General features: G+C 28.2%; 11 protein-coding genes. 9 read left to right on the forward strand and 2 right to left on the reverse strand.

The features are described 5' to 3' along the window. Positions 1–43: 43 nt before the first annotated feature. The 9 genes from BOBLI757_RS01415 to tilS all read left to right on the forward strand — a co-directional run bounded on the left by BOBLI757_RS01415 (position 44) and on the right by tilS (position 11,047). A complete protein-coding gene (locus BOBLI757_RS01415) occupies positions 44–502 on the forward strand; it encodes an OmpH family outer membrane protein (protein ID WP_420021801.1) in 459 nt (152 codons plus the stop codon). 3 nt (positions 503–505) lie between these two features. Continuing rightward, a complete protein-coding gene (gene lpxD / locus BOBLI757_RS01420; protein WP_046304850.1) occupies positions 506–1,534 on the forward strand; it encodes a UDP-3-O-(3-hydroxymyristoyl)glucosamine N-acyltransferase in 1,029 nt (342 codons plus the stop codon). Positions 1,535–1,671: 137 nt separating this feature from the next. Then, complete coding sequence (fabZ, locus tag BOBLI757_RS01425) at positions 1,672–2,127, forward strand: 3-hydroxyacyl-ACP dehydratase FabZ (protein WP_046304852.1); 456 nt, start codon at positions 1,672–1,674, stop codon at positions 2,125–2,127. A 4-nt stretch (positions 2,128–2,131) separates the two neighbouring features. Beyond that, complete coding sequence (lpxA, locus tag BOBLI757_RS01430) at positions 2,132–2,920, forward strand: acyl-ACP--UDP-N-acetylglucosamine O-acyltransferase (protein WP_046304854.1); 789 nt, start codon at positions 2,132–2,134, stop codon at positions 2,918–2,920. Positions 2,921–2,922: 2 nt separating this feature from the next. Then, positions 2,923–4,065: a lipid-A-disaccharide synthase gene (lpxB, locus tag BOBLI757_RS01435; RefSeq protein WP_238954657.1), complete on the forward strand. Its 1,143-nt coding sequence runs from the start codon at positions 2,923–2,925 to the stop codon at positions 4,063–4,065. 37 nt (positions 4,066–4,102) lie between these two features. Next, on the forward strand, positions 4,103–4,690 hold the full coding sequence (rnhB, locus tag BOBLI757_RS01440) for a ribonuclease HII (protein WP_046304858.1): 588 nt from the start codon (positions 4,103–4,105) through the stop codon (positions 4,688–4,690). Positions 4,691–4,742: 52 nt separating this feature from the next. Beyond that, positions 4,743–8,234 carry a DNA polymerase III subunit alpha gene (gene dnaE / locus BOBLI757_RS01445; protein ID WP_046304859.1) on the forward strand — a complete coding sequence of 1,164 codons (3,492 nt, stop codon included), beginning with the start codon at positions 4,743–4,745 and terminating at the stop codon, positions 8,232–8,234. A 2-nt stretch (positions 8,235–8,236) separates the two neighbouring features. Next, entirely contained in the window at positions 8,237–9,196 is a 960-nt protein-coding gene (gene accA, locus BOBLI757_RS01450) for an acetyl-CoA carboxylase carboxyl transferase subunit alpha (RefSeq protein ID WP_046304861.1), read from the forward strand. 354 nt (positions 9,197–9,550) lie between these two features. Beyond that, the gene (gene tilS, locus BOBLI757_RS01455; protein ID WP_046304863.1) at positions 9,551–11,047 is read left to right on the forward strand and encodes a tRNA lysidine(34) synthetase TilS; all 1,497 of its coding nucleotides are present in this window, start codon (positions 9,551–9,553) and stop codon (positions 11,045–11,047) included. A 170-nt stretch (positions 11,048–11,217) separates the two neighbouring features. Here the strand turns inward: tilS and BOBLI757_RS01460 are convergent, their stop codons facing one another. Together BOBLI757_RS01460 and mreD are read right to left on the reverse strand one after the other, a co-directional pair. Further along, on the reverse strand, positions 11,218–12,921 hold the full coding sequence (locus BOBLI757_RS01460; protein WP_046304866.1) for a proline--tRNA ligase: 1,704 nt from the start codon (positions 12,919–12,921) through the stop codon (positions 11,218–11,220). Positions 12,922–13,817: 896 nt separating this feature from the next. After that, positions 13,818–14,297 (reverse strand): rod shape-determining protein MreD, encoded by a 480-nt coding sequence (gene mreD, locus BOBLI757_RS01465; RefSeq protein WP_046304867.1) that lies wholly within the window; start codon positions 14,295–14,297, stop codon positions 13,818–13,820. Between the last annotated feature and the right edge of the window lie 75 nt (positions 14,298–14,372).

The raw sequence follows: 14,372 nt of genomic DNA on the forward strand, positions 1-14,372 counted from the left end.
GGTGATCATAGTGAATAAATTTTTCTTTTTCATGATATTAATTATGTTACAGTTTTCTATGGTTTTTGCTTCAGATAAAATTGCAGTAGTTAGTATATCTGATATTTTTCAACATTCTGTTCATCGTGAAAAAGTGGCTAAACAACTTGAAGATGAGTTTAAGGATCGTGCAGTTGAATTACAAGTTATGGAACGCGATTTACAAGAAAAAATGCATAATTTTCAACGTGATTTTTCTAATATGGATGCTCATGAACGCGAGATGTTGGAAAAATCAGTAATGGCGCAACGTGAAGATTTTTCTAATAAAGCAAAGGCTTTTCAACAAGATAATCATTATCGTCAAACAGAAGAACGTGATAAAATATTGAACATTATTCACGATGCCGTGAAAAAAGTAGCTGTAAAAGAGGGTTATGATGTGGTTTTTGATGCTAGTGCAGTAGCTTACGTACATAATGTTAAAGATATTACTAATGATGTATTAAAACGGATTAAATGATTAATGTTTCCAATTAAATTATCTAATTTAGTTCAGATTTTGGGAGCTCGCTTACATGGAGATGGTGATATCATAATTACTGGCATTGCTTCTATAGTAAATGCTCATCCTGGTCAAATTACTTATTTATCAGATGTAAGGTTGCGTAAAAGACTTCTTTCTTGCCGTGCTTCAGCAGTTCTTCTGTCCGAGAAAGATTTAAAATTGTGTAAAAGCGCGGCAGTTATAGTTAATGACCCTTATCTTGCTTATGGCAAGATTGCACAATTGATAAATACTTTTTCTTCTCCAGAAGCAGTAAGTAATGTTGGAGTTGGTGTTGCTTTAGCATCAGACGTTGTGTGTGGTCAAAGAGTTGTGATTGGTGCTAATGTCACTATTGATACTGGAGTAATATTAGGTGATGATGTAAATATTGGACCGGGTGCTGTTATAGGTAAAAATACACAAATAGGTGCAGGAACATATATTTTGGCTAATGTTACTATATATCATGGGGTTAAAATAGGTAAATGTTGTGTGATACAATCTGGTACGGTTATTGGAAGTGATGGGTTTGGTTATGCTAATGATTGTAAAAATTGGATTAAAATTCCTCAATTAGGTACAGTGATCATTGGTGATCGAGTAGAAATAGGATCTTGCACAACAATTGATCGTGGTACATTAGATGATACTACTATTAGCGATGGGGTTATTATAGATAATCAATGTCATATTGCACATAATGTAGTGATTGGTAAAAATACTGCGATTGCTGGTGGGGTAATTATGGCTGGTAGTTTAACTATAGGTAAATATTGTAGGATAGGTGGTGCAAGTGTTATTAATGGTCATATTAAAATTTGTGATAAAGTAACAATTACCGGTATGAGTATGGTAATGAAAAATATTACTAAACCTGGTGTATATTCTTCAGGAGTTCCAGTACAACCAAATAAAATATGGCGAAAAACTGCAGTATTAGTCATGAATATAAATGATATTAATAAGAGAATAAAAATTATTGAGCAAAAATTAGTTAAAGATTGATATTATTTATTCCTGTAGAATGAAACCACGTTCAAATATTTATTTTAAAATTATTTGGTGGTTTTTTTATTATTTTATTGAAAGGTATATCTATATATTATTAATGCAGTATTTTTATTGAGACAGGGAATAGTATTTTGACAGTTGATTCCGATATTTTGCATATTGAAGAAGTATTAGATCTTTTACCCCATCGATTTCCATTTTTATTAATCGATCGTGTGTTAAATTTTGAACAAGGAAAATTTTTAAAAGCAGTGAAAAATGTTACTTTTAATGAACCATTTTTTCAAGGACATTTTCCAGGTAGGCCTATTTTTCCGGGTGTATTAATTTTAGAAGCTATGGCTCAAGCGACAGGTATTTTAGCATTTAAAAGTTTTGGTAAACTGAAGTCGGGTGAACTGTATTATTTTGCTGCTATAGATGAAGCTAGATTTAAACGTCCAGTTGAACCTGGAGATCAAATGATAATTGAAGTTAAATTTATTAAAGAACGTCGTGGTATTGCACGTTTTAAGGGTGTTGTGCAAGTTAGTAATGAAATGGTTTGTGAAGCATTAATGATGTGTGCACGTCGTAGAGAGACTTAAATTCGTGATTCATCATTCCGCTTTTATACATCCTAGTACTATTATTGAGGAAGGCGCTGTTATTCATGCTAATGTGTATATAGGACCATTTTGTTTTATTGGTTCACATGTTGAAATAGGAGCTCGTACATTACTTAAATCTCATATTGTAATAAATGGCATTACTTATATTGGTGAAGATAATCAAATATATCAATTTGCTTCTCTTGGTGAAATAAATCAAGATTTAAAGTATTATGGAGAAAATACTCGTACAGAAATTGGCAATCATAATTTAATTAGAGAAAATGTTAGTATTCATCGCGGAACTGTACGTGGCGGGAAAATAACTCGAATAGGTAATAATAATTTATTAATGATTAATGTACATGTTGCACATGATTGTATGATTGGTAATTATTGTGTTATGGCTAATAATGTTACTTTAGGAGGTCATGTAGTAATTGATGATTATGCTATTATTGGTGGTATGACTGCAATACATCAATTTTGTATTATTGGATCTTATGTTATGATAGGTGGCTGTTCTGGTGTAGCTCAAGATGTTCCGCCATTTGTGATTGCTCATGGTAATCATGCAAAGCCTTTTGGATTAAATATTAAAGGGTTGAAAAGAAAAGGTTTTGATCGCGCTGCATTACGTGCAATTACTTCTGCTTATAAAATTCTTTACCGTAGTAATAATACAATTGAATGTGCTAAATTAAAGTTGGAATTTTTATCTATAAAATATCCAATTATAAAAACTTTTGTTGATTTTTTATTTCGATCTAAACGTGGAATTATTCGTTAATTATTATGTCGTCACGATCTGTTATTATAGGACTAGTAGCTGGTGAAGTTTCAGGTGATATCCTTGGAGCTGGTCTTATGCGTGCATTACGCAGTCATTTATCAAATGTGCGTTTTGTTGGTGTTGCAGGTCCACGTATGCAAGCCGAGGGTATGGAAGTTTGGTATAATATACAAGAATTATCAGTCATGGGTATTATAGAAGTAATAGTACGGATACCACGTATTTTATATATCCGTTATGATTTAATTCGTCGTTTTTCTATTTTGAAACCTGATGTTTTTATTGGTATTGATGCTCCAGATTTTACAATTTCATTAGAAAGAAGTTTGAAAAAACGTGGTATTATTACTATTCATTATGTTAGCCCATCTATATGGGCTTGGAGAAAAAAGAGAATATTTAAAATAGGTTTAGCTACGCATAATATTTTGTCTTGTTTACCTTTTGAAAAGAGATTATACGATAAATTTAATATACCTTGTCAATTTATTGGTCATACTTTAGCTGATTTATTACCATTAGATCCAAATAAAGACGCGGCGCGTCGTGAATTAAATATTCCTGTTAATGCTTATTGTTTAGCATTGTTGCCTGGTAGTAGAAAAAGTGAAGTTAAAATGTTATCTGATATTTTTTTACGTTGTGCTAAATTATTGAATAAACATTTTTATAATCTTAACATTTTGGTGCCATTAAGTAATCAAGCGTTAATTAATCAGTTTTTAAAAGTTTATTCAAAAGATATGACATTACGTATTTTAAGTCATTATTCATCATATCAAGTAATGGTTGCTGCTGATATAGCATTATTAGCATCAGGTACAGCTACTTTGGAATGTATGTTAGCTAAGTGTCCTATGGTAGTTGGTTATCGTTTAAGATTTTTAACGTTTGTATTAGCAAAATTTTTAGTTAAAACTCCTTGGATATCTTTACCCAATTTATTAGCTGGAAGTGAATTGGTAAAAGAATTTATTCAAGACAAATGTCGATCTGAATATTTGGCGGATGCATTAATTACTTTATCAAAAGATCATGCAAGGCGTGTTATATTACAAAAAATTTTTCGTGAATTACATCAACAGATTCGTTGTAATGCGGATGAACAGGCGGCAAATGCAGTGTTGAAATTTATTGATTAAATTTTTTATTAAAATAATAAAGTAGTAGGTATTTATCATGTATTTTTTTGGTAGTATGTCAAATAAGTTAATTGCTGGCGTTGACGAGGTTGGTCGTGGGTCTTTAGTTGGTGCAGTAGTTGCTGCTGCTGTTATTTTGGATCCTAAAAAGTTAATATTTGGATTAAAGGATTCTAAAAGATTAAATGAAAAAACACGTCTTTCTTTGTACAAAAATATAATTAAATATTCAATTTCTTGGGGTATGGGTCGTGCTGAAAAAGAAGAAGTAGATGATTTAAATGTTTTTCAAGCGACCATGTTAGCAATGCAACGTGCTGTAATGAATCTGTCGGTACTGCCGGATTATGTATTAGTAGATGGCAACCGATCTCCATTATTTCCTATGCCTTCTAGGGCAATAATAAAAGGAGATAATAAAATTATGTCGATAAGTGCTGCATCAATTTTAGCTAAAGTTAATCGTGATAAAGAAATGATTGCATTGGACTTACAGTTTCCGGAATATGGTTTTTCTAAAAATAAAGGGTATCCTACTGTTTTTCATTTAACAAAATTAGCGTTGCATGGGCCTACTATACATCATAGATATAGTTTTAGTTCAGTTAAAAGGTATTGTAATTAAATGTACGTAGTTAATGTTTTAAAATTTTCTTATTTTTATTTTTTATTAAAAAATGCCTGAACCAAAATTCATTCATTTACATGTACATAGTGATTATTCTATGATTGATGGCATTTGTAAAGTAGATGAGTTATTAAAACAAGCATCTTATTTTAAAATGCCTGCATTAGCTCTTACTGATTTTAGTAATTTATTTGGTTTAATTAAATTTTATAATTTAAGTTGTAATTTTGGCATTAAACCAATTATTGGTGTCGATTTTTTGTTTAGTAGTAATATGTTCAATGAAACTACGTGTGAATTAACATTTTTAGTTATTAATAATATTGGTTATCGTAATTTAAAATTATTAATTTCTAAAAGTTATCGGTGTGGCTATACTGATTTAGGACCTGTCATTAATCGTAATTGGTTAATTGATTATAATGAAGGATTAATTATTATTTCGGGATGTAAGGGAGATGTGGGTAAATATTTGGTAAACGATAATATATTAGGTGTAAATAGATCATTATCGTTTTATGAACGTTATTTTTCTAATAGATATTATTTAGAAGTATTACGTACAGGTCGTTATAATGAAGAAATATATCTTAATGCCGTGGTAGAATTAGCCAAACGTAAGGGTTTGCCGATAGTTGCTACTAATGATGTGCGTTTTTTAAAAAAAGCAGATTTTGATATTCATGAAATTCGTGTCGCTATTAATCAAGGTCGTACTATTGATGATAACAATCGATCACGTATTTATAGTGTTGAACAATTTATGAAAAGTGAACAAGAAATGTGCGAATTATTTTCTGATTTACCAGAATCTTTGGTTAATAGTGTAGAAATTGCACGTCGTTGTAATGTAATAATTGAATTTGATAAATTTTTTTTACCACAATTTTCTACAGGAAGTGTATCTGCAAAAAAATTCTTGATTATGCATGCACAGAAAGGTTTAGAAAATCGTTTAATTTCTTTATTTCCAAATTCTGAGGAGAGGTTGTTAAAAAGACCAATATATGATGCCAGATTAAATACTGAACTAAAAATAATTAATCAAATGGGTTTTCCGGGTTATTTTTTAATTGTGATGGAATTTATTACATGGGCTAAGAATAATGATATACCAGTTGGTCCTGGTAGAGGTTCCGGTGCAGGTTCTCTTGTAGCATATGTATTAAAAATTACAGATATTGATCCGTTGCTTTTTGATTTATTGTTTGAACGTTTTTTAAATCCAGAACGAATATCTATGCCAGATTTAGATATTGATTTTTGTATGGAAAAACGAGATCAAGTTATTGATCATGTAATTGAAATTTATGGTAAATATTCAGTATCTCAAATTATTACATTTGGTACTATGTCTGCTAAGGTAGTTATTCGTGATGTTGGTCGCGTTTTAGGTTATCCATATGCTTTTGTTGATCGTATTTCAAAATTAATTCCTGTAGAAATTGGTATAACTCTAGATAAAGCATTATGCATCGAAATACAGTTACGTGAATTATATGAAAATAATGATGAGGTCAAAACTTTAATTGATACGGCATGCAAATTAGAGGGAATTGTGCGTAATGTGGGCAAACATGCTGGAGGCATAGTCATTTCTCCTACCGATATCACTAATTTTTCACCATTATATTATGATTCTGATAGTAAATATCCTATGACACATTTTGATAAAGATGATATAGAACGAATTGGTTTAGTAAAATTTGATTTTCTTGGGTTACGTACTCTTAGTATTATTGATTGGACGTTAAAGATGGTTAACAAGAAACAAATAAAAAGGGGATTACCTCTTGTTAATATTTCTTCTATTTCTTTAAAAGATAAAAAAAGTTTCAGTCTTTTACAAAGTACTGAAACTCGTGCAGTATTTCAATTAGAATCTTGGGGTATGAAGAAGCTTATTAAAAGATTAAAACCTGATCGTTTTGAAGATATAATTGCATTAGTGGCTTTGTTTCGTCCAGGACCGCTGCAGTCAGGTATGGTGGATAATTTTATTGCTCGAAAACATGGGCATGAAATTATTTCGTATCCTGATATTCAATGTCAACATGAATTGTTACGACCAGTACTTGAATCAACTTATGGTGTTATTTTATATCAAGAGCAAGTTATGAAAATTGCACAAGTATTAGCAGGGTATACTCTTGGTAGCGCAGATTTATTACGTCGTGCTATGGGAAAGAAAAACATGGAAGAGATGATTAAACAACGTGATATTTTTAAACATGGTGCTAATGTATTGGGTATTAATAGTAAATTATCAATGAGAATTTTTGATTTAGTTGAAAAATTTGCTGGTTATGGATTTAATAAATCTCATTCTGCTGCTTATGCATTAATTTCATATGAAACGTTATGGTTAAAAGCTCATTATCCTGCAGAATATATGGCTTCAGTATTGAATGCTGATATAGATAATATAGAAAAAGTAGTTGAAATGATAGATGAATGTTATAGGATGAAATTACGAATATTACCTCCTAATATTAATATTAGTGAATATCGTTTTTATGTAAATGATAAACAGGAAATTGTTTATGGTATGGGTGCTATTAAAGGCATAGGAGAAGGATCTGCAGAATCTATTGTAAAAGCCCGTAGTAAATATGGTAATTTTCATAAATTACTTGATGTTTGTTTGTATACTGATTTTAAAAAGTTAAATAGACGAGTATTAGAAAAATTGATATTATCTGGTTCGTGTGATTGTTTTGAAGTGGATCGATCAAAATTAATTGAGTCGATAAATAACACTATTAAATTTGCAAATCAGTATATTAATAGCAAAAATAGTGGTCAGCAAGATATGTTTAAAGTTTTAGAGGATAAATGTTCTAATAAATTATCTGGTAGTGACAGATATGTAAGTTCTAAGCAAGTAATATTAGAAGGAGAAAAGAAGGCTCTTGGTTTTTATTTAACAGAGCATCCTGTTTTGCAATATTTAGAAGAAATTAAATATTATGATGATAACATATTACATATAGCAGATATTTCTTCTCTATATTGTGGAAAAATTATTTCTATATTTGGTTTAATTATTTCATCGAGAGTAATTATAACTAAAAGTGGTCATCGATTATGTATATGCGTATTAGATGATCATTCCGGAAGAGTAGATGTTTTATTTTTTTCCAATATGTTAAAAAAATATCAAAATTATTTACAAAAGGATCAAATTGTTTATATACAAGGACTGTTAAAGATATATGATGTAAATAGTTCTTTTAAAATAATAGCTTATAAATTGGTGGATATTGATGAAGCACGTAAAAATTATGTACGTAGATTAATTATTTACTTAAATGAGAAGCAAATTAATGATCATTTTTTACACGGTTTAAAATTATCTTTAAAACCGTATTTAGGCGGAATCATTCCAATATATATTTTTTATCAGAAACAAGGTATATGTACATATTTGCGTCTTGGATCTTTTTGGAAGGTATTTATTACTAATGAATTATTAAATAATTTATATTCTTTAATTGGAGGTCAACAGATTAAGTTAGAATTTTATTCAAAACGGAGATAATTATGAATTTAAATTTTCTTGATTTTGAACAACCAATTATAGATTTGGAATCTAAGATTGATGCTTTAACAGCAATAAGTCTTCAAGATAAAGAATTATCTATTAATCTTAAAGAAGATATAAAAAAACTACGAGAAAAAAGTGTTGAATTAACTCGTAAAATATTTTCTAATTTAAGTTCTTGGCAAATTACTCAATTAGCAAGACATGCTCAACGACCTCATACATTAGATTATATAAAATATATTTTTACAGATTTCGATGAATTGTTTGGAGATCGTTTGTATGCTGATGATAAGGCTATTGTTGGAGGGATAGGACGTCTTAATTCTAGACCGGTTATGATTATAGGTCACCAAAAGGGTCGGGAAATTAAAGAAAAGGTTTTTCGTAATTTTGGAATGCCTGTTCCTGAGGGTTATCGCAAAGCTTTACGATTAATGAAAATGGCTGAACGATTTCAAATACCACTAATTACTTTCATTGATACCCCGGGTGCTTATCCGGGAGTAGGAGCTGAAGAACGTGGACAGGCTGAAGCTATTGCTAATAATTTACGAGAAATGTCTTGTTTAAAAATACCTATAGTTTGTACAGTTATTGGTGAAGGTGGGTCAGGTGGTGCATTAGCGATTAGTGTTGGTGATAGAATTAATATGTTAGAACATAGTATATTTTCTGTTATTTCTCCAGAAGGTTGTGCTGCTATTTTATGGAAAAATGTTAAAAAGGCTCCTATTGCTGCTGAAGCGATGGGTATTATCGCTTCTAAACTAAAGGAACTTAAACTTATTGATAGTATAATTTTAGAACCATTAGGCGGGGCACATAGAAATTATTCTGTAACTGCGAAATCTGTAAAAAAACAATTGTTATCAGATTTAGCTGAATTAGATTCTTTTAATAAAACTGATTTAGTAAATATTCGTTATCATCGATTAATGCAGTATGGATGTTTTTAAGGATATGATTATCTTATTATCATAAGATAATGTAATAAAATATTATTTAAGTGGAAATGTTGATATTTTAATTTTTTTATGAAATATTTAACAGACAATAAGATTAATAATAATTTTATAGAAGTAATATCTTGAATATAGTATTTGTTTGTTGAGTATGAATATTGTTAATATAAAAATTATTTATATAAATAAGTGCGTGATGTAAAATTATTATTATATTTTGAATAAGCAAGATAAATTTTACCTAATTTATAGACGCATTAAATTAGATTAGAATGGATTAATAATAAAATAAATATAACAATAATATTGTATTGTAAATAATTTTAAATATATTTTTTGGTTTTATGTATGTTAAATCTGAAAATATTTGATAAACGTTTATTTTATAAAACATTATATAGCCAAGTAGCAAGTAGTATAATTAATCATTCACATTTAGTATTGGCATTTAGTGGAGGTTTAGATTCTACTGTTTTGCTTTCTATTTTAACTGAGTTGTATTATCAAAATAAAAAATCAAAAAATATTAAATCCTTGTTTAAATTAAGAGTAGTACATATTCATCATGGTTTGAATGATTGTGCCGATAAGTGGGCTAGACATTGTTTGAAACAATGTCTAGCCCGTAAAATTATGTGTAATGTTATACATATTAATTGTAGTAAAAAAAATAAATTTGACGGTGGTATGGAAGCTACAGCTCGACATCTTCGAAATAAAGTATTATTTGATAATTTAAATGTACAAGAAATATTATTGACTGCCCATCATTTGGATGATCAAGTTGAAACTTTTTTACTTGCTTTAAAACGAGGTAGTGGTCCTACCGGGTTATCGTCTATGTCTGCATATGGGTATAATCAAAAGTTATTGCGTCCTTTGTTATCTTTTTCTCGATTGCATTTAGAGATGTATGCTCGTGATAAACAATTGAATTGGATTGAAGATAATAGTAATAAGGATATTCGCTTTGATAGAAATTTTTTGCGTATTTGTGTTTTACCTATTTTTAGCAAACGCTGGCCGCATTTTGCTAGTGCAGTTGCACGTAGCGCTCGTATATGTGCGGAACAAGAAGATTTATTAGATGAATTGTTGTTAAATAAATTAATTAGTTTAATCACTATAAATGGTAGTTTGCTGTTTAATTTATTAATTAAAATGAATGTTCACATGCGTCATGCATTATTGCGTCGTTGGTTAATAATTAGTTATGGTATAAAGAAATTACCTTCTTATGTTCAATTAGATCGTATTTGGCATGAAGTAGCACTTAGTCGTCGAGACGCCCGTCCCATTGTACGTTTTAATAATTTTTTAATTCGTCGTTTTCGTGATCAATTATATGTATTGCCTTTACAAATGATAAATAGTATTAATAGTATTAGGTTATCGTGGTTATCTGTTGATGTCCCCATTGTTTTACCGTTGAATTTAGGGTTATTAATTGCACTACCATTTAGTAATGTTGTGTTGGTGAAAAAAAAGTGTCCTTTTTGTAAACAAGGAATGGTTTTTTTATCTATTTTTTACCATTCTTCTATTAATATTAAAATATCAGCTTCCTGCGTTGTTCGAGCTCCTTATAAAGATGAAACAATTTCGATACAGTTTGGTGGCGCTTTCCCTGGTTTATTACATGTTATTGGTAGAGATCGTAGTAGAACTTTAAAGAAGCTTTGGCAGGAATTTGATGTTCCACCATGGTTACGTAGTCGCATACCATTATTATTTTATGATAAAAAATTAATTGCTGCTATTGGAATATTTATTACCGTAGAAGGTGATATACAGTCAAGTAGCGTGGAATGCAGAAAGATAAGGATATTTTGGTCAAATAGGTAACCTTTGTATTCATTTTAATAAACATAATGTAATAAAACATTAATAATTATGTAAATTTTATACACTTATTTTTTTAATAAAATTATTATTGTTTTTAGTAATTAGTATTTTGTACATATTAAATAATATTTTAAATATTTTTATTTTTGATACATTAAATAATATATTTTTTATGTTATTACTTTTACTAGATAGTTTATTATAGTATCAATTTTTATTCTTTGATTTTTACCACTTCTTCTATTTTTATATTCTGTTTCGTTTTGTTTTAAAGTACGCTCACTGATTATAATAATATGTGGTATGCCAATTAATTCTATATCAGCGAACATTTTACCTATGCTTTCTTTTCGATCATCTAATAAAACATCTATCTTGAGAAGAGACAGTTGATGATAAATGTTTTCTGAAATTTGTTTAACTTCTGTTGATTTATGCATATTAATTGGTATAATTGCCACGTTAAATGGAGCTAGTATATCTGGCCATAGTATTCCTTGTTGATCATGGTTTTGTTCAATATTAGCTGCAATCATACGGCCAATACCAATACCGTAACAACCCATAGTTATTGTTAAAAGGTTATTATTGCGGTCTTTAATTTTTATTTTATTTGAGTATTTATCTCCTAATTGAAAAATATGACCTATTTCTATGTTTTTTTTAGTTTTTAAAATTTTTTTCCCATTAAGGGTATGGTTATTGTGTACGATTTTTCTTAAGTCTGCAATTTGGGGTAAAGGTAAATCTCTATGCCAATTAATTCCAAAAAAATATTTATCATCTATATTAGCACCAGCAATAAAATCGTTCATAGTTGCTACATTGTAATCCGCAATTAATGGTATAGGTAAATTAATTGGTCCTAATGATTTAGGATCGGTTCCAATAGTGAGACGTATTTCTTGTTCATTTGCAAAAGATAGAGGAACAGCAATTTGGGGTAATTTTTCCGCTTTTTTCTTATTAAGTTGATGATCGCCTCTTATAAGTAAGGCTATTAAAGAGAATCCGGTATTTTTTTTTGCATGAACTATTAACGTTTTTACAATTTTTGTTATGGGCACATTAAATTTTCTTATTAAATCATTAATATTTTGAGATTTAGATGCGGATATTAATCGTATAATTTCTTTAGAATTTTTAGATATAAGTTTTGTATTTTTAATTGGGTTGTTACTAGAAGGATCATTAGATTTTATAGAATAAGTTATATGATTTTTATTATATTTAGTTATGGCTTGAAATTCATGTGAAATATTGCCCCCAATAGTTCCATTGTCAGCTTGGATTGTAAAAAATTTTAATCCTATTGTAGTAAAAATATTAGTGTAAGCTTGATACATTATTTCATAGGTTTGTTGTAGCGATTTTTGATTACTGTGAAATGAATAACCATCTTTCATAATAAATTCTCGAGTTCTTATTATACCATAACGTGGTCTTATTTCATCACGAAATTTAGTACTGATTTGATACATGTTAAGAGGGAGTTCTTTATAAGAACTAATTTGTTTATTAATTAAGTCTGTGATAACTTCTTCGTGAGTTGGTCCTAATAAGAAAGATTTTTCATTGCGATTTTTAAATTTTAATAATTCTGTTCCATATTTTGTCCATCGACCACTTTTTTCCCATAAACATGCTGGTTGGATAAGTGGCATATTAATTTCTAATGCTCCTATTTTGTTCATTTCTTTACGTATAATTTTTTTTGCTTTTTGTAATACACGAAGTCCCGTTGGTAACCACGTATATAATCCTGATGCTAATTGATATATCATTCCAGATTTTAACATTAGTTGGTGACTTTTAATTTCAGTATTGTTGGGATTTGTTTTAAGTGTTAATAATAAATATTTACTAGTTTTCATTTTTTTATGTATTTTATTATATACACATTATAGTTGATTTTTGTGATGAATAAACTGTTATTCTTTTAGTATATATATATTTTATTTGAGTATAGTATACGTCTATTACATACATAGTGTTAAGTTTATTTTTATAAGTTTTTGTTTTAATTAATTAATTAATCCTATTCCTATAGGATTTTCTATCCTATATATACATAGTGTGTGTATATTTTTGTTAAAATGTTACGATATTTTTCAATACCAATATTTTTGATTAAAATTAGATTATTTGCGAGATTTTAACATTGTTTTTTGTACATGTGTTAAGTTTAATTATATTGTATCTAATATCAGAAGATATTTTGATTGTTTTTAGTAAGCTAATTATAGTCTTATTTTATGAATATTTATTCATGTATTTTTAATAAAATATTTTCTAAACATTTAATAATATATTTTAAGTTAAATTAAATCATAAAAATCGTAAAGATATATATAACATTTAAAACATGTGTTGTTATTTATAAATCAATTTCCAGACAATTAGTGAGAATCTAAAATAAAAAAATTTTTATTAGAAGATGCATCAATAGTTTATAATTATAAACTATTGATGGTGTTATTGTGTTATTTTGTTTATTAATAATTACAGTGCAAACATTTAGTAAATTGTATTAAAACATGCACCGGTATAAATTTATTAAATGTTTGTAAAGTTAATTTTGTATTGAATTTTAATTATCATTATATATGTATTGTATTTTTATATATTGTTTTTTATAAATTATATTAATAGTACATATTGTTATGTATTTAAAATTTTAATATATAACGAAGGTAAGTTTATAACATGATGGATGCGTTATACCAATAAAATTGGTAGTGTACATATAATATTATTTTTAATATTTATTTTATAATAATTTTTTGAGATTATTCATTAATAAGCTAAACCACGGCCATAATAATCCGTCTATTACACTACCTAAGAATATTTCTGGTCTAAACAAAATGTTATTTATTAGCATGTCAATAATTATAATAATTGTTTTTGTTATTAATGAAAGTAACATAATAATAAAAATTTGTTTATAAATAATTAAGTTATGTAGTGGTTGTAAGTAAAATACTATAAAATATGCGAGCATACTAAATACTAATGAATGTATTCCTAATGTAGAACCTAAAATTAGGTCTGTAATTAATCCTAATAGAAAACTGGTTCCTATGTTTATTTTTTTATGATCAATTGTAATCCAGTAAATTAATATTAATTTCATCCAAGATGGTTTTAATGAATAAAGTTGTAATGGCCACGGTATAGTTTGAAAGATAAGTGATATAAAAAACGAATAATAAATAAATAAAGTGTTTTTATGCTTAGTATGATACATAATTATATAAAATTTTATACAGATAGCGTGTTTTTATAAGTTGTTTGGTATTTTGTTTAATAAATAAGTTTTTTA

It is taken from the genome of Blochmannia endosymbiont of Camponotus (Colobopsis) obliquus, assembly GCF_000973545.1.
Taxonomy (GTDB): Bacteria; Pseudomonadota; Gammaproteobacteria; order Enterobacterales; family Enterobacteriaceae; genus Blochmanniella.

Excerpts from the sequence above, each read along its gene's own strand:
- lpxD (WP_046304850.1), top strand. The coding sequence starts at position 506 with ATGTTTCCAATTAAATTATCTAATTTAGTTCAGATTTTGGGAGCTCGC.
- tilS (WP_046304863.1), top strand. The coding sequence starts at position 9,551 with ATGTTAAATCTGAAAATATTTGATAAACGTTTATTTTATAAAACATTA.
- accA (WP_046304861.1), top strand. The coding sequence starts at position 8,237 with ATGAATTTAAATTTTCTTGATTTTGAACAACCAATTATAGATTTGGAA.
- BOBLI757_RS01415 (WP_420021801.1), top strand. The coding sequence starts at position 44 with ATGTTACAGTTTTCTATGGTTTTTGCTTCAGATAAAATTGCAGTAGTT.
- dnaE (WP_046304859.1), top strand. The coding sequence starts at position 4,743 with ATGCCTGAACCAAAATTCATTCATTTACATGTACATAGTGATTATTCT.
- rnhB (WP_046304858.1), top strand. The coding sequence starts at position 4,103 with ATGTATTTTTTTGGTAGTATGTCAAATAAGTTAATTGCTGGCGTTGAC.
- BOBLI757_RS01460 (WP_046304866.1), bottom strand. The coding sequence starts at position 12,921 with ATGAAAACTAGTAAATATTTATTATTAACACTTAAAACAAATCCCAAC.
- mreD (WP_046304867.1), bottom strand. The coding sequence starts at position 14,297 with ATGTATCATACTAAGCATAAAAACACTTTATTTATTTATTATTCGTTT.